Source organism: Amycolatopsis sp. NPDC088138, assembly GCF_044741685.1.
GTDB lineage: Bacteria > Actinomycetota > Actinomycetes > Mycobacteriales > Pseudonocardiaceae > Amycolatopsis.
Genome location: NZ_JBIUTB010000014.1, coordinates 19,659 through 41,690, shown reverse-complemented (window position 1 = coordinate 41,690; position 22,032 = coordinate 19,659). Strand labels below are relative to the sequence as shown.

Below are 22,032 nucleotides of genomic sequence, written 5' to 3'. Positions count from 1 at the left end.
CGGATCGCAAGGTGTCGACACTTCGGGAGAGTCTGCGACTGTGAGCGCGGTCATGTCAAGGAAAGAAGGAGCCGGTCGGGGAGGTGTAAGAATAACTGTCGACACTAGACACTTTTAGTGTCGGCAGCCGTCAGCGACGGGTCAAGGGCGCCGGAAGCGGTCGTGAGGGGGAAACAGTGTTCTAACCCTGTTTCTCACTCACGACCACCGGCTGCTCCGCCGGTTCCGGCTTCGGGGTCAGCACCCCCGCGAACACCGCCGCCAAGACGCACAGCACCACCGGCACCGCGAACGTCACGTTCAGCGGCATCCACCGCGTCAGCCCGCCGATCAGCGCCGGGCCCGCCAGCAGGCCGACGTAACCCAGGCCCACCACCCGGGCCATCAACGCGCCCGAGTTGCGGGTGTCCAGGTTGCCCGCCGCCGTGAAGAGCTGAGGTACGCCGCCTGAGAGGCCCAGGCCGAAGATCGCCCAGCCCACCAGGGACAGCGGGACCCACGGGGCCGCGGCCGCGATCGACAGGCCCACCGCGGCCATCGCCGCGCCGTAGCGGACGATCGCCGCCGGCCCGGCCCAGGCGGCGACGCGGTCGGTCAGGAAGCGGCCCGTGGTCATCGCCACCGCGAACGCGCCGTACGCGAAGGCCGCCGTCGAGGCCGTGGTGCCCAGGTCCTTCTCCAGGTGCAGCGCCGCCCAGTCGTTCGCGACGCCCTCCGACAGCATCAGCGCCAGGGCCAGCCCGCCCAGCAGCCAGATCAGGCGGCCCGGGGTCCGGCGGCCGGTCGTCGGCGCCGGTGCGGACTTCGAGACCTCGGCCGGCGCGTCGGCCGGCTCCATCACGAACCGGGCCGCTCCCAGGGAAAGCAGGATGCACACCAGTCCCGTGAACGACAGGGTGACGCCGGTCGGGACGCCCGCACCGAGCGTCGCGGCGCCGATCACCGCGGCCAGCGCGCCGCCGATCGACCACATCGCGTGGAACGACGCCATGATCGGGCGCGGGTACGCCCGCTCCACGACCACCGCGTGCGAGTTCATCCCGACGTCGATCGCGCCGTTGCCGAAGCCGAACAGGATCAGCGAAAGCCCCAGCGTCCACCACGAGTTCGCGAACCCCGGCGCGCACACCGCGAGGCCGACGAACACCCCGGCCGCCGGGACCAGCTTGCGGTGCCCGAGCCGGTCGACCAGCGGGCCGGACACCTGCATGCCGACGAACGCCGCGCCGCCGAGCACCAGCAGCAGCGCGCCCAGCGTGCTGTGCGAAATGCCGGTCGCGCGCTCGACGTTCGGGATGTGCACCACCCACATCCCCATGCCGAACCCGTTGAGGGCGAAGAACATCCACGTCGCGACGCGGGCGGCGCGCGGACGGGCGGAAACGGTCGTCATCAGGTCTCCAGTGGTACGGCGACGTGCACGAGCACACCCCGCTCGGCCAGCGCCGCACGCTGGTCCTCGGGGGCGCCCGGGTCGGTGATCAGGACATCCGCACGGTCGGCGGGGCACACGTGGGCGAGCGAAGCGTGGCCCCACTTCGCGCTGTCGGCGAGCACGATCGAGCGCGCCGACACGGCCAGGGCCTGCTGCTTGACCTCGGCGTCGGCGAGGTCGAACGCGGTCAGCCCGGCCTCGAGGTCGAACGCGCACGGGCTCAGCACGGCGACGTCGAACCGCAGCGCCCGCAGCGAAGCGAGCGTCAGCGGCCCGACCAGCGCCTGCTCCCCCGGCCGGGGCTCGCCGCCGGGCAGCAGCAGCCGCACGTGCGGGGCGTCGGCCAGTTCACCGGCGGCGTGCAGGGACAGCGGCATCACGGTGACCGACCGGTCGCGCAGCAGCCGCGCCAGCTCCAGCGCCGTGGTGCCGCTGTCGAGGACGACGGTCTCGCCGTCGGAGATCAGCTCGGCCGCCGCGACGGCGATGGCCCGCTTCGCGGCGGTCGAGGCCGCGGCGCGGACCGCGAACGGCGGTTCCACCCCGGACGGTGCCGCCGGGACGGCCCCGCCGTGCACCCGCCGCAGCACCCCGCGGGCGGCGAGGTGGTCCAGGTCCCGGCGCACGGTCATCTCGGACGCGCCGGTCACCTCGGCCAGCTCGGCGACGCCGACCTGGTCGGTGCCGCGCAGCCGCTCGACGATGACCTGCTGCCGTTCTGCGCTCTTCACCCCGCGATGCTCGCAAGAACCGAGCATTCGCACAACCGATTTGTTCGACCGATCACGCAACTTGTGCGAAATCCGGCTGCGGCATGATGGGACCGTGTACGACGCCGAGACCACCGCGAACCCGTGACCGGGGGTTACCTGAAGGGCCGGATCCGCCGCGAGGACATCATCACGGCGGCGGCCGCGGCGTACGGCGAGCTCGGCTACCACAGCTCGTCGCTGCGGGAGATCGCCAAACGCGTCGGGATCACCCACGCCGGCCTCCTCTACTACTTCCCCACCAAGGAAGCCCTGCTCGCCGCCGTCCTCGAACGGCGCGACACCGAGGACTCCGACCGGGAGAAGCTCGACGTCGCGCCCGGGCTCGACGTCCTGCGCCACTTCGTCGCGCTGGCCGGGCACAACGTCCGCCACCCCGGGATCGTCGACCTCTACTCGCGCCTCGCCGCCGAGGCCGTGGCCCCGGACCACCCGGCGCACGAGTACTTCGTGCGCCACTACCGGGCCGCGCGCGAGAGCATCCACGAGTCGTTCGAGGTCCTCGCCGCGCGCGGCCAGCTGCGCGACGGCGTCGACCCCGCGATGGCGGCGCTGACGTTCATCGCCCTGATGGACGGCCTGCAGGTGCAGTGGCTGACCGTGCCCGGCGACGTGGACCTGGTCGGCTCACTGCGGTTCGCCCTGCAGAACCTCCTCGCCGTCCCTCTTTAGAGCGTCTTTTCGTACGGGTCCCACGCCGCCGGCAACGCGGGCGGCACGGCGACGACGCTCGACACCTCCACCGACTGCCCGCGGGTCAAGGACTCGTCGATCGCCAGCATCGCGTCGAGCACGTGGTAGGCCAGCTCGCCGGACGCGCGTTCCGGCACCCCGGCCCGGATCGCCCGCGCCAGCTCCAGCGTGCCGGTGCCGCGCGACGCCGCGTGTCCCTGCGGCTCCAGCTCCTCGGGCTTCTCCTGGCCGAACAGGTGCAGCGCGGTCGGGCCGTCGAACCGGTTGGGGTCCGGGAGCACGGCGGTGCCGAGCGTGCCGGTCAGCTCGACGAACCCGGTGCGCGTCAACGCCGAGTCGAAGCTCAGCACGACCTGGGCGGACCCGCCGGAGGCGAACTCGACCAGCGCGGTGACCGTGGTCGGCACCGTCACCGGGAACTCCGTCCCGGCACGCGGCCCCGACCCGATGACCCGCGTGTCGCGCGCCCGGCCGCCGGCGCCGGTGACCCGGCGGATCGGGCCGAGCAGGTGCACCAGCGTCGTCAGGTAGTACGGGCCCATGTCCAGCAGCGGCCCGCCGCCGGCCTGGAACAGGAACTCCGGCGCCGGGTGCCAGCTCTCCGGGCCCGGCACCTGGAACAGCGCGAGCGCGGTGTTCGGCTGCCCGATCCGGCCGTCGTCGATCGCACGGCGCGCGGTCTGCAGCCCGGCGCCGAGCACGGTGTCGGGTGCGCTGGCCACGCGCAGCCCCTTCTCGCGCGCCCGGTCCAGCAGCTTGCGGCCGGTCTGGCGGTCGAGCGCGAGGGGCTTCTCGGCCCAGACGTGCTTGCCCGCCTCGAGCGCGGCGAGCCCGACGTCGACGTGCGAAACCGGGGTGGTCAGGTTGACCACCAGCTCGACGTCGGGGTCGTCGAGCAGCTCGGCCACCGTGCCCGAACGCGGCACCCCGTGCTTCGCCGCCTGCGCCGCCGCGCGCTCGGTGTCGAGGTCGGCGACCCGCAGGACGCGGACGTCCGGGAAGCTCGTCAGGTTCTCGAGGTAGGTGCCGCTGATGACGCCGGCGCCGACGAACCCGACGCCGACCGGCCCGCCGGTCACCGCCGGTCGCCGGTCAGGAAGGTGTAACTGGCGGAGATGGCTTCGAAGAGGTCGCCGTCGAAGGCGTCGAACTCGACGACACGCAGCGCGTCCGGCGCGGCGGCGAGCACTTCGGCGACCGGGACCTGGCCCTGGCCGGCGGGGAGCTGGCCGGTGGCGTCGGTGGCGAGGCCGCCGTCCTTGACGTGGATCGCCTTGACGCGGTCGCCGAGGCGGCCCAGCAGCGCGGCCGCGTTCTCGCCGCCCGCGGTGGCCCAGTAGGTGTCGACCTCCAGCGCGACGGCGGGGTCGAGCTGGTCGGCGAACACCTCGAACGCGGCGCGGCCGTCGATCCGGGACTCCAGCTCCCACCAGTGGTTGTGGTAGCCGACGGTGACACCGTGCTCGGCCGCGACCTTCGCGGCGGCGTTGAGCGCGTCGGCCGTCGCGGCGATGTCGGCCGGGTCCTGCCACTGCTCCGGCTTGACCAGCGGGTCGATCACGAGGCCGATGCCCAGCTCGGCGGCCGCGGCGAAGACGGCAGGCTGATCGGTCCCGATCAGCTGCGCGTGCGCGGTCGGCGCGGACAGGCCGTTGGCGGGCAGCCCGGCCCGCAGGGCGTCGACGTTCTCGACGACGCCGTACGGCTCGACCTGCGTGAAGCCGATCGCGGCGAGGCGCCGCAGGGTGTCGGCGGGATCGGCCGCGAAGGCGTCGCGGACCGAGTACAGCTGCACGGAAAGCAAGCTCATCCCCAGCTCCTGAGTTCACGGTGGCGGACGCCCGCCACGGCTCCACAAGATTTCTACCACCTGGTCAAAATTCACACCAGGTCCTTCCCGGTGACCCGGCCGGACAAGTCTGGGGTTTTCCCTGACGTATTCGAGCGTGCCCCGGCTCACCGGCCCCGGGGGTTTTGGCGGCCGCCGGTTGGGGCAGTAACGCAGCACGGGCAGGGGACCACACCGAAAACGGGAGGTGCCGGGAGTGGACGGGCCAGGGGACGAAGTGGACACGGGGGCCATCGGGCACCCGGTGTCCCGTCGCGACCTGACGGAACTGTCCGAGGCCGCACGGGACCTCGACCGGCGGATCGAGCAGCACCTGGCGCGGCTGCGCCGGGAACGCGCCCGCCGCGACGCGTCCCAGGACGACATCCCCGACCAGCGGCTTCGCCCGAGCGGCTGACCTCGGGTTCACCGCGCGGACGCGACCTACTACGCTGGGTGGCCCACGCCACCCGCCGATGTCCTGCGAGGTCGCCATGTCCGACGCACCGTCCGCCGTTCCTTCAGGCACAGGTTCCCCCAGCCAGAAGCCGGTGGGGCTGGATCCCGAGCGGCCGAGCATCGCGCGGATCTACGACGGGTTCCTCGGCGGTCACAACTTCTACGAAGTCGACCGCGTCGTGATGGAGAAGATCCGGCAGGCGGTCCCGGAGGCCGTGGACATCGCCCGCGGCAACCGCGGGTTCCACAACCGCGCACTGCGGATGCTGGCGAGCCAGACCAAGATCCGGCAGTTCGTCGACTGCGGGTCCGGGCTGCCCACCGCGGAGAACACGCACCAGATCGTGCAGCGCATCGACAAGGACACCACCGTCGTCTACATCGACAACGACCCGGTGGTCCTGGCGCACGGCCGCGCGCTGCTGGCCGAGAACGACTTCACGCACATGGTCGAGGCGGACATCTTCAAGCCCGAGGCCGTGCTGGAGAACGACGAGGTGCTGCGCCACATCGACTTCGCCGAGCCGGTCGCGCTGCTGCACGTCGGCACGATGCACCACTTCGAAGGTGACGGCGCCGCCGACGTCATGCGCGCCTACATCGACGCGCTGGCGCCGGGCTCGTACGTGGTGCTGTCGCACTTCTTCGACCCCGAGGTGCCGGACCTGACCGCGATCGCCAAGCGCATCGAGAACATCCTGACCCAGGGCCCGCTCGGCGCCGGCCGGTTCCGCACCCGCACCGAGATCGAGGCGATGCTGGCGGGCCTGGAGTTCCTGCAGCCCAACGCGACCTCGGAGCCGGGCCTGGCGGTCTGCGACGAGTGGTGGCCCGACGGCCCCCGGCTCACGCCGCTCAGCGGTTCCGCCCAGTGCGTGGCCGGGATCGTCGGGGTCAAGCGCTAGCGCAGCTGCCAGAGGTGGTCCGCCGTCCCGTTGTCGGCGAACTGCACCACCTGGGCACTGTCCGCCGTGGACATCCCGTCCACCCCCAGGACCTTGCCAGAGTTGCGGTTCTTCAGCCGCGACCAGCCGTCGCCGTTGTCGACCAGCTGCCAGAGGTGGTCCGCGGTGCCGTTGTCGGCGAACTGGACCACCCGCGCGCTGTCCGCAGTGGACATCTGGTCGACGCCGAGCACCTTGCCCGAGTGCTGGTTGCGGATCCGGTACCAGCCGTCCCCGTTCGCGACCAGGTGCCAGATGTGGTCGTCGGTGCCGTTGTCGGCGAACTGCACGACCCGCGCACTGTCCGCTGTGGACATCTGGTCGACGCCGAGTACCTTGCCGGAGTTGCGGTTCACGATCCGGACGCCCGTTCCCCCGCCGCCCGGCACCCACTGGTTCCCGTCCGGGGCGGCGGTCGGGAACGACGTGATGCGCAGCCGCGCCGCGCCCATCGGGATCAGCGTGACCGTCTCGACCGGCGCCGCGCTCTTCGCCGGTGACGCCTGCAGCGGCGTGACGACGTGCTGGTCGTCCGCGGTCCACTCGGCGATCTTCCGCGCTGGCGCGGTGATCTTCACCGGCACGGCGTCCGGGGTGAACGGGTTGGCCGGCAGCGCCCCGCCGGCCGCCGAGAAGGTCAGCGCCGCGCCGGGGGTCAGGCCGTAGTTCCACGGCGTCGTCGCGTGCACCGCGTACTGCGGGAACTGCGCGGTCCCGCCCAGCGACTCGTAACTCTCGCCGATCTTCAGCGAGTACGTCAGCGGGCCGTGGTCGACCGACACCGAGTTGTGGTTCGCGCCCCAGGTCCGCACGGTCGTGCGCTGCGGCAGGGTCAGCGTGACGACGTCGCCGTCCGCCCACGTCCGCGAGACCTTCGCGAACGTCGGCCCGGCGGTCACCGCGACTGACGCGCCCGCGACGGTGAGCCGCGGCGCCGCGCACCACGCGGGAATCCGGAAGTACAACGGGAAGGCCAGGTTCCGCGGCGTCCGGACGGTGAAGGTGACCTGCTCGGAAAACGGGTAGGTGGTGTCCTCGGTGATCGTCACCGCGGTGCCGTCGGCGACCTTCGCCGTGACGCTGCTGGCCGAGTACATCGCGGCCGCGAGGCCGTTGTCCGGGGTGGCCAGCCAGAGTTCCTCGGTGAAGTACGGCCAGCCCATGCCGTAGTTGTGCGGGCAGCAGCGGTACTGGTCGACGCCGGGCAGGAAGGCCTGCATCGCGAAACCGTTCTGGAACTGGCCTTCGCTCTTGGGCACGTTGTCGAGGTCGACGCTGTTCGCGCTGGTGATGTAGTGCACCGCGCGCCCGGCCGGGTCGAGCGCGGCGGGCAGGGAGTTGAACGCGAGGTCCTCGCAGCGGTCGGCCCACACCGGGTCGCCGGTCAGCCGGGTGAGCAGCTGGTGGCTGGCCATGAACTCGACGATCCCGCAGGTCTCGAAGCCCTGCCGCGGGTCACCGAAGCCGGGGCGTGCGTTCTCGTCCCCGGCGAACCCGCCGCCGGCGAACTGGCCGTAGGTCGCCATGATCGTCGTGTAGTCCTGGTAGGAGGCCTGGGTCAGCGACGCCGAGCCGCTGCGCAGCGCGTACTGCGCGGGCTCGCGGAAACCCTGGGCGACGTTGACGTTGTGCAGGCTCGGCAGGTTCCCGACCCAGTTGGCACCGTTGGCGTGGATCTTGTCGGCGAGGTCGAGCAGGTACGTGTCACCGGTCCGGTTGAACAGCCAGAACACGCTGTCGAGGCCGTCACCCCAGCGCACCGACACCCAGCTGGAGTTGAACGCGCTGGGGCCCTGCGCGTTCATGTAGCGCAGGAAGCGGGTCAGGAACGGGACGACGCGCGTGTCGCCGGTCCACTCCTGCCACGACCGCAACGCCTGCAGCAGCGGCAGATACGGCCAGAAGTCGGGGCCGTTGTTGAGCGCCGTGCGCAGGGCAGTCGGGCCGAAGAAGCCGTCGGACTGCTGGGTGGCGAGGATCGCGTCGATCCACTTCCCGGCGGTGGCTTTCGCGGTGGTGTCGCCGGTGACCGCGGCGAGGTCGACGTACCCGCGCAGCCAGTACGGCACCTCCTCCCAACCGGTGCGCTCCGGGTGGACCCAGCCGCTGGTCGCGAAGTCGAGGAAGTGCGAGGTCTCGGGGTAGTGCCCGCAAAGGCCGTCGAGCTGCAGGCGCAGCTGGCCGGCGAGCCAGCCGCGCGCGGTGACGGCCCCGGGCGGCAGCTTGAGGAAGGCGGTGGGCTTGAGCGGGGCCGCGTTCGGGGTGTAGAGCCCACCGGCGGCGGGCCCGACCTGCGGGCTGCGGAGGACGGCGGCCCCGGCTTCCCGCGTACTCGCGAGCAGTCCTGCGGCGACGGTTCCGGCGACGAACTGCCTGCGGCTCAAAGACACGGGGACCAGCCTCCGCTCGTCATTACAACGTTGTAAAAACAGTCTTACCGGTTCGATACAACGTTGTAAATCCGCCGTTCGCCGGACGCGGGTAAATGGCTGGGCGGCCGGCGGGCGAGCTGATAGCGTCGCGGCGACCGTGAGACGGCCGGAGGAGGTGAGACCCGTGAACGCAGTACGGACGTGGGTACTCCTCCCGAAAGGCACCAACCTTGCGTTTCACCTCTGCGACGACGTCGGACGGCGTCGTCGAACGCGACTTCACCCTCGGTGAGATCACCGGCGTGCTCTGGTCGCCGGAAGCCGGCTCCCCGCACGCGCCCCTGGTGCTGATGGGCCACGGCGGCGGCCAGCACAAGAAGACACCGGCGCTCCTGGCCCGCGCCCACCACGCCGTGACCACCCACGGCTTCACCGTGGCGGCCATCGACGCACCCGGCCACGGCGATCGCCCGCGCACCGCGGAAGACGACCAGGCGCGCGCCGACCTCCGGCAGGCCATGATGGACGGCGACACCGAAGCCGTCGCGTCGGTCAGCGTCCGGTACGGCATTTCGCTGGCCGAGCGGGCCGTACCGGAGTGGCAGGCGACCCTCGACGCCCTGCAGCGGCTGCCGGAGATCGGTCCCGAAGTGTCGATCGGTTACGGCGGCGGCATCACCCTCGGCACCGGGATCGGGATCCCGCTGACGGCGGCCGAACCCCGGATCGCCGCCGCCATCTTCGGCGGCGGGTTCGTCGTGCACGACGGCCTGCTCGAGGCGGCGAAGCGGATCACCGTGCCGGTGCAGTTCCTGCTCCCGTGGGACGACCAGCACGTCGGCCGCCAGTCCGCCCTCGGGCTGTTCGACGCCTTCGCCTCGGCGGAGAAGACATTGCACGCCAACCCGGGTGACCACCGCACCATCCGCTGGACCGGTGTCGACGACGGGTTCCTGGCCCGCCACCTCACCCCGGCCTGACCGGCTCCGGTGCCGGCGCCCACCAGGCGCCGGCACCGGAACTCAGGCGAGCGTGCGCACCCGGCGGATCGCGAAGAACACCAATGCCGCCGTCAGCACCGCGAAGAGCCCGGTTTCGATGCCCTGGAACGTCCAGAACCGCGCCCCCGGCTGGTATTCCACCCAGTTGTAGGCGCCGGGGCCGGCCCCGGTGTCACCACAGCCCGCGGGTCCGCACGGGCCGACCTGCGCGTTGGGCAGGACCATCTCCCCCGCCGCGTTGCGGATGCCCTGGTCCATCACCCAGTCGCCCGCCGCCGGGTTCGGCGTCAGCGTGCTGTCCGGGGCGTAGGTGTAGCTCTGCGGAGGCAGGTACCGCGGCCGGGCGAACAGCTCGACCGCCACGCGCACCACGGCGTACCCGACGAGCGCGATCCCCATGGCGGGCAGCACCTTCGGCCAGTAGGTCCCGGCGAAGACGCCCAGCGCCAGCGCGAAGAGCGTGTAGACGACCGGGACCACCCCCTGGACGTCGAAGGCGAAGTAGCCCAGCCGGCTGGTCGTGCTGACCAGCGGCCCGAACCACCACGACACCCCCAGCGCGTACCCGACGGCCAGCACCGCGGTGATCGCGCCGATCAGCCCGAACTTGACCAGCGCCCAGTGCGCCCGGCTGACACCCTGGGTCCACACCAGCCGGTGGGTGCCCTGCTCGACCTCGCGGGAGACCAGCGGCGCGCCGAAGAACACGCCGACCAGCACCGGCAGGATCACGAACAGGACGGCGACGTACACCAGGTTGCCGAACTTCTGCTCGAACTGGTGGGCCAGGCTCGCGCAGTTCGAAACCGCTTCCGTCTGCGTGATCATCGGCGCCTTGCCGAGCGCGGCCTGGCAGGCGGCCAGCCCGGAGCTGTCGTACTTCGTGTGCATCGCGAGCCCGGTGGGCACCACGATCAACGCCAGCACCCCGAGGGTGACGAGCGTGAACAGCGCCTGCCTGCGGTGCTGTCGCCAGGTCAGCCAGATCATGCCGGCACCCCCCATGCGGCCGCGGTGACGCGGGGTTCGGCCGCGGCCAGGTGCGCCAGCACCAGGTCCTCCAAGGTCACTTCGTGCTCCGTCCACAGTGGATCGATCGGGACGGCGGGGTCGCGGCGCACCAGCAGCGTCGACTGCCGTTCGGTGTGGCTCGCGCGGACGACCTCCGCGACGCCGGTGATGGACTCGCTCCCGGCGCGCGGGCCGACGAGCGTGCGGTGCGCGTCGACCAGTTCGTCGACCGCGCCGGTCAGCTGGACGCGGGCGGTCTGCAGGACGATGAGGTAGTCGCAGCTGCGTTCGAGGTCGGCCAGCAGGTGCGAGGACAGCAGCACCGTCGTCTCGCTCTCGGCCACCGCGCCCATCAGCGCCTGCATGAACTCGCGGCGGGCCAGCGGATCGAGGCTCGCGATGGGTTCGTCGAGCAGCAGCAGCCGCGGCCGCTTGGCCAGGGCGAGCGCCAGCGCGACCTGGGCCCGCTGCCCGCCCGAGAGCTGGCCGGCCGGCTTGTCCGGCGGGATGCCGAGTGCGGCGAGCCGGTCACGGGCCAGCGCGGCGTCCCACCGGCGGCGGTTCAGCTTGCCGCCCATGGTGATCAGCTCGGCCGGGGTGAAGTCCCGGTACACCGGGGTGTCCTGCGCGACGAACCCGATGTCGGCCAGCACCGAAGGCCCGTCACGCGGGTCGCGGCCGAAGACGCGCACCTCCCCCGCGTCGGGCCGCAGCAGCCCGACGGCCAGGTGCAGCAACGTCGTCTTGCCCGCGCCGTTCGGGCCGACCAGCGCGGCGATCCGCCCCGCGGGCACCTCCAGCGCGCAGTCCCGCAGCGCCCAGGTGCGCCCGTAGCGCTTGCCCAGCGCTCTGGTCTCCACCGCCAGCTCCATCTTCGGGCTCCCCTCAGCTTTGCTTCTGGTCCTGCGGCGCCGCGGCGCCGCGCAACGTGGTCTCGATCAGGGCGTTGATGTCGTCACCCGACATCCCCGCGGCTTCGGCGCGCTCCAGCCAGGCCAGCAGCTCGTCACGCAGCCGGGCCTGGTGCCCCAGCGACGGGCCGGCGAGGGTGCCGGTGACGAACGTCCCGACCCCCGGCTTGCCCTCCGCCAGCCCCTCCAGCACCAGCTCGCGATAGGCCTTGAGCACCGTGTTCGGGTTGATCGCCAGCGCTTGGGCCACTTCGCGCACCTTCGGCAGCTGGTCACCGTCCCGCAGCAGGCCGACACGCAGCGCCTGCTTCACCTGCAGGACGAGCTGCATGTACGTCGCGACCCGCGAACGGCCGTCCAGGACGAACTCGATCACCCGCACCCTCCCATTGTCCTACGACATTAAGACAACACCCGCGCACGCGGCCCTGTCAAGGACCCGGTTCCCGGTTTAGGGTCTCGATCGAGACGTACACCGCACCGGGAGGCAGGCATGTCGTTGTTGGACGGACTGGGCCAGGCGATCACCTCGGGGGCGGTCGAGATCGTCGACCTCACCGCACCGCTGAGCTCGAGCACGCCGATCCTCCAGCTGCCCGAACCGTTCGCCAACACCATCCCCTTCCGGCTGGAGGAGATCAGCCGCTACGACGAGCGCGGCCCGCGCTGGTACTGGAACGACATCCACACCGGCGAGCACACCGGCACCCACCTCGACGCCCCCGTGCACTGGGTGTCCGGAAAGGACGGCCACGACGTCTCCCAGGTGCCGCTGAAGACGCTCGTCGCGCCCGCGGTCGTGCTCGACTTCTCGGCGCGGGCGGCCGCCGACCCGGACTTCCTGCTCTCGATCGACGACGTCACCGCGTGGACGGCCGAGCACGGCCCGCTGCCGGACGGCGGCTGGCTGCTCTACCGCACCGGCTGGGACACCCGCAGCGAGAACCAGGACGAATTCCTCAACGCCGACGAGGCCGGTTCGCACAGCCCCGGCGTCTCCCCCGAGTGCGCCCGCTGGCTCGCCGAGGAAACGCCGATCGCCGGGCTGGGCGTCGAGACCGTCGGCACCGACGCCGGCCAGGCACCCGGGCTGGAGCCGATGTTCCCGTGCCACGAGCTGCTGCTGGGCGCCGGGAAGCACGGCCTGACGCAGCTGCAGAACCTCGCGACGCTGCCGCCGACCGGCGTGCTGCTGATCGTCTCGCCGCTGCCGATCGTCGGCGGGTCCGGCAGCCCGGCCCGGGTGCTGGCACTGGTGGAGCGGTGAACGTCGCCGAACTGGTCGGCCGCACGCTGGCCGGCCTCGGCGCCGGCACGGCGTTCGGGGTGGTGGGCAGCGGTAACTTCGAGGTCACCAACGCGCTGCGCGCGGGCGGCGTCCGGTTCGTCGCCGCCCGCCACGAGGGTGGCGCGGCGAGCATGGCCGACGCCTACGCGCGGATGAGCGGCAAGGTCTCGGTGCTGTCGCTGCACCAGGGCTGCGGGCTGACCAACGCCGTCACCGGGATCACCGAGGCGGCCAAGAGCCGGACCCCGATGCTCGTGCTCACCGCCGACTCCGCGAGCGCGTCGGTGCTGTCCAACTTCCGCGTCGACCAGGACGCGCTGGCCGCCGCCGTCGGCGCGGTGCCCGAGCGGGTGCACTCGGCCGCGAGCGCGGTCGCCGACACCGTGCGGGCGTTCCGGACCGCCCGGCAGCAACGCCGGACGGTGGTGCTGAACCTGCCGCTGGACGTCCAGGCGCAGCCCGCGGTTTCGGAACCGCTGCCGGTGGTTCCCGGCCCGGCCCCCGTACGACCGGACGCGGCGTCCGCCGCCGCGCTGGCCGAGCTGCTCGCCGCCGCCGAGCGGCCGGTGTTCATCGCCGGGCGCGGCGCCCGCGGGAGCCGGGAACCGTTGCGGGAGCTGGCTTCCCGCAGCGGCGCGCTGCTGGCGACGTCGGCCGTGGCCAACGGGCTCTTCCACGGCGACGAGTTCGCGCTCGGCATCTCGGGCGGGTTCGCCTCGCCCACGTCCGCCGAGCTGATCGTCGGCGCCGACCTGGTGGTCGGCTGGGGCTGCGCGCTGAACATGTGGACGACCCGCCACGGCGCGCTGCTCAGCCCGCACGCGAAGCTCGTGCAGGTCGACGTCGAGCAGGCCGCGCTGGGCGCGCACCGCCCGATCGACCTCGGCGTCGTCGGCGACGTCGGGTGCACCGCGTCGGACGTGCTCGCCCTGGTGCCGGAGCGGGCGGGCTACCGCTCCGCGGACGTCGCCGGCCGGATCGCCGCGACCGGGCGCTGGAACGACGTCGAGCACGACGACCTGTCCCGCGGCGGCCGGATCGACCCGCGCACGCTCAGCAGGCTGCTCGACGACCTGCTGCCGGCGGAGCGGATCGTCGCGATCGACTCCGGCAACTTCATGGGCTACCCGAGCGCGTACCTCTCGGTCCCCGACGAGCTGGGTTTCTGCTTCACCCAGGCGTTCCAGAGCATCGGGCTGGGGCTGGGCACGGCGATCGGCGCCGCGCTCGCCCACCCGGACCGGCTGCCCGTGCTGGGCACCGGCGACGGCGGGTTCCACATGGCACTGTCCGAACTGGACACCGCGGTCCGGCTCCACCTGCCGCTGGTCGTGATCGTCTACAACGACGCCGCGTACGGCGCGGAGGTCCACCACTTCGGCGACGCCGACATGACCACGGTCCGCTTCCCCGACTCGGACATCGCCGCCATCGCGCGCGGCTTCGGCTGCGACGGCGTCACCGTCCGGTCGGAAGAGGACCTCTTCGCGGTGAAGGACTGGCTGGCCGGACCGCGCGACGCGCCCCTGGTCATCGACGCGAAGATCGCCGACGACGGCGGTTCCTGGTGGCTCGCGGAGGCGTTCCGGCACTGACCGCGCCCCTTGACACGGCCTCTTGACACGGCTGGGGTGCGGCTGGATGCTGGCCTAGTTGTCTTACAGTCGTAAGACAGTAGGTATTCAGTCCTGGGGAGCTGGCTCATGCGTGTCTTCCGTGTCCTTTTGGCTGTGCTCGCGGCCGTCACCCTGGTAGCGGCACCCGCCGACGCCCAGCCGTCCCGTGACGCCATCGGCGCCCTGCTCGCGGCGTTCAAGGACCATCCGATCGTCGCGAAGTCCAGCCCGGACGTCGGGACGTTCGTGTTCGACCTGGTCCGCGACCCGCGTTTCCCCGGGGCGGTGAACGACATCGCCGTGGAGTGCGGGAACTCGCGCCTCCAGCCGCTGCTGGACGCCTACATCGCGGGCGCCGACGTCCCGGACATCAGCCGGGTCTGGCGGGACACAACCCAGCCGAGCTGCGGGTTTTCGACGTTCTACGAACAGCTCTTCGCCTTGGTCCGCCAGGTCAACACGACACTGCCGGCGAACCGGAAGATCCGTGTGCTGGCGTGCGACCCGCCGATCGACTGGAGCCGGGTGCACACCCCGGCGGACTTGGACCCGTTCACCGACCGCGACCCGGTGATCGTGACGGTCGTGAAGACGCAGGTGCTGCAGAAGCACCGCAAGGCCCTGATGCTGTTCGGCCTGGGTCACCTGACGCACGACGGCGGCAGCGGCGCGGTAGCAACCCTGGAGCGCGAGTACCCGGGCGCGGCGTACGTCGTGGCCGACCACCGCGGCTTCACCCGGGACAACCCGCGGCTCGAACAGCAGCTGGGTTCATGGCCTGCTTTGGTCCCGTTGAGCGGCTCCTGGCTGGGCAAGCTCGACACGACGTACTTCCCGGTGAACCGCCCCTACCCGCCGGGCACGCGGGGCTATCCGGGCGTGGACGCCTACCTGTACGAGGGCCCGGCCGCCACCCTGCTGCGCGAACCACTGTCGGCGCGGGCAGTGCTGGACACGGACTATCTGAACGAACTACGGCGGCGGGCCGCGGCGATCGAGGCACCGCCGGGTTCCCTTGCGTGGCCGGAGTTCTTCTTCGACCGGGAGCGCTCGTCCGGTGTCTTGCTGGGCGGCTGAGGTTCGTTGGCAGGGGCATTCCGCGCAGGTGTCGATGGAGGATTGGGGACGCTGGATGTCCGGAATGCTCCATCGAGGAGCGCCGGGACCTGGTGTCGCACGGGTCCGCCGCGCCCCAAGTTGCTTCTCACGCACGTGGCCGCGAGGTGCCAATGGAAGATCCGGGAGAGGTCGGTTGTCCAGAAATCTCCATGGACGTGCGCCGAGAACCCGACCGTGGTGCGACTCCGACGGTGCCACGATGAGGGACCTGGTGTCGCAAGTCTGAGGTTCGTTGACATCGGCCCGGCGCTGCGGCCGGGGCGGAACCGTCGCCGGAGCTTCGGCAGCCGAGCCCGTCGCGCAGTTCGGCGGTGGAACCGATGCTCAGTTCGCCGGTGGGCGGCGGCCGGTGCCGCTGGCCGGTGCAACCTTCGCTCAGCTCGGCAGTGGACCGGTGCTCAGCTCGACGGTGAGCGGTGGCCGGAGGAACCGTCGCTCAAGTCAGCAGCGGAAACGGCGCTCAGTTCGGTGGTGGTGGAACCGGTGCTGCCCCAGCCGAGGCGGCCGTCGATGCGGCAGGGTGGCCGATGATCGTTGCCATTCGGGGGCGGCTTGCGACGTGGGGGTGGGCCCGCAGCCTTTGGCTGCGGGCCTCTCCCCTGCTCGATTGTTCAGGCCGCGAACGGCAACGGTTTATGGAGGTTGTTGCGCCTGGGTTTTCGGCGCTTGTCCAGGAACACCGGCGGCCGGAACTCCGGTAGGCCGTCAGCGGCGATGTGGACTTCCCAGCCGGAACGGTGCAGCAGCCGGTGATGGTGAGCGCACAACAGCACCAGGTTGCCCAGCTCGGTGGCGCCGCCCTCGGCCCAATGGCGGATGTGGTGACCCTGACAATGCCGCGGCGGGCGATGACAGCCCGGGAAGGCGCAGCCGCGGTCGCGGAGATACAACGCTCGGCGCAGACCCGCGGAGATCAGGCGGCGCAAGCGTCCCAGGTTCAGGGGTTCACTCTTCTCGCCCAGGACTGCCGGGATGAGCATGCTGTCGCAGGCGTGGACTCGGGCTTCGGCTGCGGTCATGGTGCCGGTGTCGCCGAGGGTGGCCTGGCCGACACCGGACTTCAGGTCCTCCAGTGACACCGCGATCATCACGTGCGCTCGTTCACCGGCCTGCATCGGCAGGTCCGGGGAGTTCAGCGCGAGGTTGACGGCGTCGGAGAAGGCGTCGCCGTAGCGTTCCTGCGGAGAGCGGAAGTCGGGGCCGTCGTCTGCGGCGCGACGCTCGGCCAGTGAGTCGAGCAAGGCGCTCGCACGGGTGCCGGTCTCCTCGTCGAAACGACCGGTCAGCTCCCACACGCCGGTTCTCTTACGGCGCAACGACAGCTCCCGGGTGGGAGCGGCTGGTTCGGTGGGGTCGGGTTCGGCGCCGTCGGGATCGAGGTGCGCGACGATCCGCGCACCCAGCGCCGCGACCTGCTTGTGCCCAGCCTCGGAGGCGAAGGACAGCAGGCTCCGCTCGGCGTCATCACGGTGCTCGGGCGCAAGCTGCGCCAGCACCTCGACGATGGTGTCGACCATCGGAGTGCTCAACGAACCATCAGCAGCCAAAACCCCGGTAGCCGGAGCAACGGCGGGCACCGGGCTGCCATCGAGAGCACGCCCGGGATTGAGCGCCTGGGCCCGTTTCACCACGCGTTCAGCAGCCGACTTGGGAACATCGGCCAGGTGCTCGAACAACCGCGCGACAGAGCGATATCCGAACAGTTCCATCACACCACGCGACTCGATTTCCACCAGCAGAGCGCCGATCTCGGCTTCGGCGGACCGCACGACACCGAGCAGCACGGAGATGCGGTCGGCCAAGGCCACCGCATCCGCTCTCCACACCGCTTCGCTGTCCACACACCAAGATTACCGGCTCTCGAACGCATGTTCATCACACGAACGGATGATCACGCCGGGGACCGTCGACGCGTCGGGTGGGCAGCGATCAGTGGCCGCGGGACCACGACTCCAGCGCGATCAGCGTCTTGGTGCCGGTGACCTGGTGGTGCCGGCGGATCTCGTCGATCGTCGTCTGCAGGTGGGCCATGTCCCTAACGCGTAGCCAGACCAGGGCGTCCGGGTCGCCCGCGATCGTGAACACCGCCTGGGCCTCCGGCATCCGCGTGGTGGTCCGGAGGATCTCGGCGACCTTCGTGTTGCCGACGAACCGCAGCTCGGTGAACGCTTCGATGCCCCAGCCGAGCTTCGCGTGGTCGACCTGGACCGTGAAGCCCGTGATCACGCCCGTCTCGCGCAGGCGGTCGATCCGGCGCTTGACCGCCGCCGTCGAGAGCGTGACCCGGCCGGCGATGTCGGACAGCGTGCGCCGGGCGTCCTCGCGCAGCAGCCCGAGGATCTCGTGGTCGGTCGCGTCGAGCAGCTCTTCGGTCATGCGGGCGAGCGTAACTCCGCGCAAAAAACCGGGCCAATCGTCGATCATGACCGCCGAAGTTTGCGTACCGAAGGGTGAACCCGCCGCGGCTGTTGCGTGGGACGTCGATAGCGTGTGCCGTGGCCCGCATCGCACTGTGCGCCGGAGCACAGCCGCGCGAGGGCGAAGGGAGCCGCGTCGTGGAGACGTTCACGCTGGAGGACCGCTATCTGCGGGAGGCGGGGACCGTGCACCTCACCGGGGTGCAGGCCCTGGTGCGGCTGCTGTTCGACCGCGTCCGCCACGACCGCGCCCGCGGCGGCGACCCCGCCGTGTTCGTCTCCGGCTACGAGGGCTCGCCGCTGGCCGGGTACGACCTCGAGCTGGGCCGCCGCGCGACGCTGCTGGACAAGCACGCCGTGGTGCACCGCCCCGGGCTCAACGAGGAGCTGGCCGCGACGTCGGTGATGGGCAGCCAGCTCGTCGCGGGCGCCGGCGGGCAGCGCGGGGTCACCGGGTTCTGGTACGGCAAGGCGCCCGGCCTCGACCGCGCCTCCGACGCCCTGCGCCACGCCAACCTGGCCGGCACCGACCCGCGCGGCGGCGCCGTCGCGCTGGTCGGCGACGACCCGAACGCCAAGTCCTCGACGGTCCCGTGCGCCTCCGAGCTGGCGCTGGCCGACCTGGCCATCCCGATCCTGTACCCGGCCGACTCGCAGGACGTCCTGGACTTCGGGATGCACGCGGTCGAGCTGTCCCGCGCCAGCGGCCTGTGGTCGTCGCTGAAGGTCGTGGCGAACGTCGCCGACGCGTCCGGCACCGCCCAGGTGAGTCCACAGTGGACAGCACCCGAGCTCGGCGGCCAGGCGTACCGGCACGCGCCGACGTCGAAGCTGCTCGGCGCGAGCCTCGCCGCGCTGGAGCGCAGCCTCTTCACCGTGCGGCTGCCGCTGGCGCTCGAGTACCTCCGGCTGAGCGGCGTCAACCGGATCACCGCGCGCGGGCCGGCCGACCGGATCGGCATCGTCTCGGCCGGGAAGTCCTACCTGGACGTCCAGCAGGCCCTGCGCATCCTCGGGCTGACCGAGGAAACCCTGGAGCGGCACGGGATCCGGATCCTCAAGCTCGGCGCGATCCACCCGCTGGAGCCGTCGATCGTCCGCGAGTTCGCCGACGGGCTCGACGAGATCGTCGTCGTCGAGGAGAAGCGCTCGTTCATCGAGTCCGCGCTCAAGGAGGTCCTCTACGGCGTCCCCGGCGCGCCTGCCGTCCACGGCAAGAAGGACGCCGACGGCCGGACGCTGTTCACCGAGCTGGGCGAGCTGGACCCGGACGTCGTCGCCACCGGACTGGCCCGGCGGCTCGCCGCGCACCAAGAGATCCCGTCGGTCGAGGCCTGGCGCGGACGCCGCCGCCGCGAGCGCATCTCCGTGCCGCTGCTCGCGCGGACGCCGTACTTCTGCTCGGGCTGCCCGCACAACTCGTCCACGAAGGTTCCGGAAGGGACGCTGGTCGGCGGCGGCATCGGCTGCCACACGATGGCCCTGTTCATGGAGCCCGACCAGGTCGGCACCGTCCTCGGCGTGACGCAGATGGGCGGCGAGGGCACCCAGTGGATCGGGATGGCGCCGTTCGTCGAGGCCGAGCACTTCGTGCAGAACATCGGTGACGGCACCTTCACCCACTCCGGCAGCCTCGCCGTGCGCGCGGCCGTCGCGGCCGGCGTCAACATCACCTACAAGCTGCTCTACAACTCGGCCGTCGCGATGACCGGCGGGCAGGACGCCGTCGGCGCGCTGCCGGTCGAGAAGGTCGCCGAGCTGCTGCTCGTCGAAGGCGCGAAGCAGGTCGTGATCACCAGTGACGCGCCCGGGGCTCTGCGCCGCCGCAAGCTGCCCGCCGGCGTCGAGGTCCGCGACCGCACCGAACTCCTGCGCACGCAGGAGGAACTGGCCGCCGTCCGCGGCGTCACCGTGCTGATCCACGAGCAGGAGTGCGCGGCCGAGAAGCGGCGGAAACGCCGCCGTGGCAAGCAGGAGACGCCCGCGACGCGCGTGGTGATCAACGAGCGCGTCTGCGAGGGCTGCGGCGACTGCGGTACCAAGTCGAACTGCCTGTCGGTGCAGCCGGTGGCCACCGAGTTCGGCCGCAAGACCACGATCCACCAGTCGTCGTGCAACGTCGACTACTCCTGCCTGGCCGGGGACTGCCCGTCGTTCGTGACGGTCGTGCCGACCGGCCGCAAGCAGCACCGCAAGCTGGCCGAGCTGGCCGCCGACGCCGACGCCGCTCCCCCGGCCGCGGCGAAGGACTTCACCGTGCGGATCACCGGCATCGGCGGCACCGGCGTCGTCACGGTGACGCAGATCCTGGCGACCGCCGCGGTGCTCGACGGCCGGCACGTCCGCACGCTGGACCAGACCGGGCTGGCGCAGAAGGGCGGCGCGGTCGTCTCCGACCTGAAGGTGACGGCGGAGCCGGTCGCCCAGGCCCCGAAGCTCGCGACCGCGGAGTGCGACCTCTACCTGGCCTGCGACGCGCTCGTCGGCGCCGACCCGGTGAACCTGGGGGTCGCCGACCCGGCGCGCACGACGGCGGTCGTGTCCACCACCGAGGTGCCGACCGGCCGGATGGTCGTCGACACGACGGTGGCGTTCCCCAGCCCCGGCAGCGTGCTCGCGCCGCTGGAGGCGGCGGCCGCCCGCACCGTGTCGCTGGACGCGCGTGGCCTGGCCGAGTCGCTCTTCGACGACGACCAGTTCGCGAACGTCCTGCAGCTCGGCGCGGCCTTCCAGACCGGCGTGATCGGGCTGCCCGTCGCGGTGATCGAGCGGGCGATCGAGCTGAACGGCACCGCGGTGGCCGCGAACCTGCAGGCCTTCCGCCGCGGCCGCCAGCTCGTGGCCGACCCGGCCGCGCTGGAGGCCGCGCTCACCCCGGCGCCGGTCGCGGCGCCGAAGCCCGCGGCCCCGGCCGTGCGCGCGCTGGTGCACGCGGAAGCCGAGTCGGAGCTGGCGCGGCTGCTCGACATCCGGATCCCCGACCTGGTCGCGTACCAGGACGAGGCGTACGCGCGGGCGTACGCCGAGTTCGTCGAGCAGGTGCGGGTGCTGGAGGACGGGCCGACGGCGGTCACCGAAGCCGTCGCGAAGCACCTCTACAAGCTGATGGCCTACAAGGACGAGTACGAGGTCGCGCGGCTCTCGCTCGACCCGGCGTTCACGGCCGGGCTGGCCGACCAGTTCGGCGCGGGCACCCGCTACGCCTTCCGCCTGCACCCGCCGGTGCTGCGCGCGCTCGGCATGAAGCGCAAGATCAGCCTCGGCCCGTGGTTCCGCCCGGCGTTCCGGCTGCTGCACGCGCTGCGGCGGCTGCGCGGCACGAAGTTCGACCCGTTCGGCCGCGCCGAGGTGCGCCGCGTCGAGCGCGAGCTGGTCGAGGACTACCGGAGTGTGGTGGTCAAGGCGTTCCGGGCCGAGGACGTCGACCTCGCGCAGGTCCTCGCGCTGGCCGAGCTGCCGGACCTGGTGCGCGGCTACGAGGACGTCAAGCTGGCGAACGTCGAGCGGTACCGCGCGAAGCAGGCCGAAGTGCTGGCCCTCACGCACGCAGGTAACTGAGCATCGCCTGGGCTTCGTCGGGGACGCGCAGCTTCGAGCTGACGTCCCCGGCGTGCCGGCGCGCGGCTTCCGTGCCGATGCCGAGCAGCCGCCCGATCGCCGGGACCGAATGCCCCTCGGCGAGCAGCGCGACGACCTCGCGTTCGCGGGCGGTGAGCGTGGTGACGGGGTCACCGGGCCGCCGCCGGGCCAGCTGCAGGGCCACGACGTCCCGGTCGAGCACGGTCCCGCCGGCGGCGACGCGCTTGAGGGCGTCGAGGAACTCGTCGGCCTTCCCGACCCGCTCCTTGAGCAGGTAGCCGGCCCCGCCGCCGCCCGCGGCCAGCAGGTCGCCCGCGTAGCCGTCCTCGACGAAGGCCGACAGCGCGAGGATGGCCAGGCCGGGCGCCCGGCGGCGCGCTTCGAGAGCGGCACGCAGGCCTTCGTCGGTGAACGTGGGCGGCAGCCGCACGTCGACGACGGCCAGATCGGGTGCCTGGGTCCCGACCGCGGCGAGCAGGTCGTCGGGGTGGTCGACGGCGGCCGCGACGTCGAAGCCGGCGCTGCCCAGGAGCAGCACCAGCCCTTCTCTCAGCAGTGCGTCGTCTTCGGCGATCACGATCCGCACGAC

General features: G+C 71.8%; 19 protein-coding genes. 8 read left to right on the top strand and 11 right to left on the bottom strand.

Going from position 1 to position 22,032, the window contains the following annotated elements; genetic code table 11:
- Positions 1–181: 181 nt before the first annotated feature.
- Positions 182–1,393 carry an MFS transporter gene (locus tag ACIOD2_RS50135; RefSeq protein ID WP_400553212.1) on the bottom strand — a complete coding sequence of 404 codons (1,212 nt, stop codon included), beginning with the start codon at positions 1,391–1,393 and terminating at the stop codon, positions 182–184.
- Positions 1,393–2,166 (bottom strand): DeoR/GlpR family DNA-binding transcription regulator, encoded by a 774-nt coding sequence (locus tag ACIOD2_RS50130; RefSeq protein WP_400553211.1) that lies wholly within the window; start codon positions 2,164–2,166, stop codon positions 1,393–1,395. Before ACIOD2_RS50130 ends, ACIOD2_RS50135 begins: the two co-directional genes overlap by 1 nt.
- Before the next feature lie 123 nt (positions 2,167–2,289).
- Here ACIOD2_RS50130 and ACIOD2_RS50125 point away from each other — a divergent pair, with 123 nt between their 5' ends.
- A complete protein-coding gene (locus tag ACIOD2_RS50125; protein WP_400553210.1) occupies positions 2,290–2,877 on the top strand; it encodes a TetR/AcrR family transcriptional regulator in 588 nt (195 codons plus the stop codon).
- Here ACIOD2_RS50125 and ACIOD2_RS50120 read toward each other — a convergent pair.
- Both ACIOD2_RS50120 and ACIOD2_RS50115 read right to left on the bottom strand, forming a co-directional pair.
- Positions 2,874–3,977: a Gfo/Idh/MocA family protein gene (locus ACIOD2_RS50120; protein WP_400553209.1), complete on the bottom strand. Its 1,104-nt coding sequence runs from the start codon at positions 3,975–3,977 to the stop codon at positions 2,874–2,876. The two genes, ACIOD2_RS50125 and ACIOD2_RS50120, sit on opposite strands and share 4 nt — an antisense overlap.
- Positions 3,974–4,708, bottom strand: a complete 735-nt coding sequence (locus ACIOD2_RS50115; protein WP_400553208.1) for a sugar phosphate isomerase/epimerase family protein — start codon at positions 4,706–4,708, stop codon at positions 3,974–3,976. Before ACIOD2_RS50115 ends, ACIOD2_RS50120 begins: the two co-directional genes overlap by 4 nt.
- Positions 4,709–4,943: 235 nt before the next feature.
- Between ACIOD2_RS50115 and ACIOD2_RS50110 the strand changes: the two genes are divergently transcribed.
- Both ACIOD2_RS50110 and ACIOD2_RS50105 read left to right on the top strand, forming a co-directional pair.
- Positions 4,944–5,144: a hypothetical protein gene (locus ACIOD2_RS50110; protein WP_400553207.1), complete on the top strand. Its 201-nt coding sequence runs from the start codon at positions 4,944–4,946 to the stop codon at positions 5,142–5,144.
- A 76-nt stretch (positions 5,145–5,220) separates the two neighbouring features.
- Entirely contained in the window at positions 5,221–6,090 is an 870-nt protein-coding gene (locus ACIOD2_RS50105) for an SAM-dependent methyltransferase (protein WP_400553206.1), read from the top strand.
- On the opposite strand, the gene ACIOD2_RS50100 is transcribed toward ACIOD2_RS50105, so the two are convergent.
- Positions 6,087–8,519, bottom strand: coding sequence for an RICIN domain-containing protein (locus ACIOD2_RS50100; RefSeq protein WP_400553205.1), 2,433 nt, complete (start codon positions 8,517–8,519; stop codon positions 6,087–6,089). The genes ACIOD2_RS50105 and ACIOD2_RS50100 overlap by 4 nt on opposite strands.
- 212 nt (positions 8,520–8,731) lie before the next feature.
- Between ACIOD2_RS50100 and ACIOD2_RS50095 the strand changes: the two genes are divergently transcribed.
- Positions 8,732–9,481 carry an alpha/beta hydrolase gene (locus ACIOD2_RS50095; protein ID WP_400553204.1) on the top strand — a complete coding sequence of 250 codons (750 nt, stop codon included), beginning with the start codon at positions 8,732–8,734 and terminating at the stop codon, positions 9,479–9,481.
- 42 nt (positions 9,482–9,523) lie between these two features.
- Here the strand turns inward: ACIOD2_RS50095 and ACIOD2_RS50090 are convergent, their stop codons facing one another.
- Genes ACIOD2_RS50090 through ACIOD2_RS50080 form a run of 3 tightly spaced genes read right to left on the bottom strand, consistent with a single transcriptional unit; the run spans position 9,524 to position 11,800 of the window.
- The gene (locus ACIOD2_RS50090) at positions 9,524–10,492 is read right to left on the bottom strand and encodes an ABC transporter permease (protein ID WP_400553203.1); all 969 of its coding nucleotides are present in this window, start codon (positions 10,490–10,492) and stop codon (positions 9,524–9,526) included.
- Complete coding sequence (locus ACIOD2_RS50085) at positions 10,489–11,385, bottom strand: ABC transporter ATP-binding protein (protein ID WP_400553201.1); 897 nt, start codon at positions 11,383–11,385, stop codon at positions 10,489–10,491. The genes ACIOD2_RS50090 and ACIOD2_RS50085 overlap by 4 nt, the downstream gene beginning before the upstream one ends.
- A 13-nt stretch (positions 11,386–11,398) precedes the next feature.
- Positions 11,399–11,800 carry a GntR family transcriptional regulator gene (locus ACIOD2_RS50080; protein ID WP_392768032.1) on the bottom strand — a complete coding sequence of 134 codons (402 nt, stop codon included), beginning with the start codon at positions 11,798–11,800 and terminating at the stop codon, positions 11,399–11,401.
- 117 nt (positions 11,801–11,917) lie between these two features.
- Between ACIOD2_RS50080 and ACIOD2_RS50075 the strand changes: the two genes are divergently transcribed.
- The 3 genes from ACIOD2_RS50075 (at position 11,918) to ACIOD2_RS50065 (ending at position 15,405) form a co-directional block, all read left to right on the top strand.
- The gene (locus ACIOD2_RS50075) at positions 11,918–12,691 is read left to right on the top strand and encodes a cyclase family protein (protein ID WP_400553200.1); all 774 of its coding nucleotides are present in this window, start codon (positions 11,918–11,920) and stop codon (positions 12,689–12,691) included.
- Positions 12,688–14,307: a thiamine pyrophosphate-binding protein gene (locus ACIOD2_RS50070; protein WP_400553199.1), complete on the top strand. Its 1,620-nt coding sequence runs from the start codon at positions 12,688–12,690 to the stop codon at positions 14,305–14,307. The genes ACIOD2_RS50075 and ACIOD2_RS50070 overlap by 4 nt, the downstream gene beginning before the upstream one ends.
- A 108-nt stretch (positions 14,308–14,415) precedes the next feature.
- A complete protein-coding gene (locus tag ACIOD2_RS50065; RefSeq protein ID WP_400553197.1) occupies positions 14,416–15,405 on the top strand; it encodes a hypothetical protein in 990 nt (329 codons plus the stop codon).
- A 653-nt stretch (positions 15,406–16,058) separates the two neighbouring features.
- Here ACIOD2_RS50065 and ACIOD2_RS50060 read toward each other — a convergent pair.
- The gene (locus tag ACIOD2_RS50060; protein ID WP_400553196.1) at positions 16,059–17,288 is read right to left on the bottom strand and encodes a DUF222 domain-containing protein; all 1,230 of its coding nucleotides are present in this window, start codon (positions 17,286–17,288) and stop codon (positions 16,059–16,061) included.
- A gap of 88 nt (positions 17,289–17,376) precedes the next feature.
- Positions 17,377–17,823 (bottom strand): Lrp/AsnC family transcriptional regulator, encoded by a 447-nt coding sequence (locus ACIOD2_RS50055; protein ID WP_323326141.1) that lies wholly within the window; start codon positions 17,821–17,823, stop codon positions 17,377–17,379.
- A gap of 179 nt (positions 17,824–18,002) precedes the next feature.
- Between ACIOD2_RS50055 and ACIOD2_RS50050 the strand changes: the two genes are divergently transcribed.
- Positions 18,003–21,422: an indolepyruvate ferredoxin oxidoreductase family protein gene (locus ACIOD2_RS50050; protein WP_400553195.1), complete on the top strand. Its 3,420-nt coding sequence runs from the start codon at positions 18,003–18,005 to the stop codon at positions 21,420–21,422.
- Here ACIOD2_RS50050 and ACIOD2_RS50045 read toward each other — a convergent pair.
- Entirely contained in the window at positions 21,403–22,029 is a 627-nt protein-coding gene (locus ACIOD2_RS50045; protein ID WP_323326137.1) for a response regulator, read from the bottom strand. The genes ACIOD2_RS50050 and ACIOD2_RS50045 overlap by 20 nt on opposite strands.
- Positions 22,030–22,032: the final 3 nt, after the last annotated feature.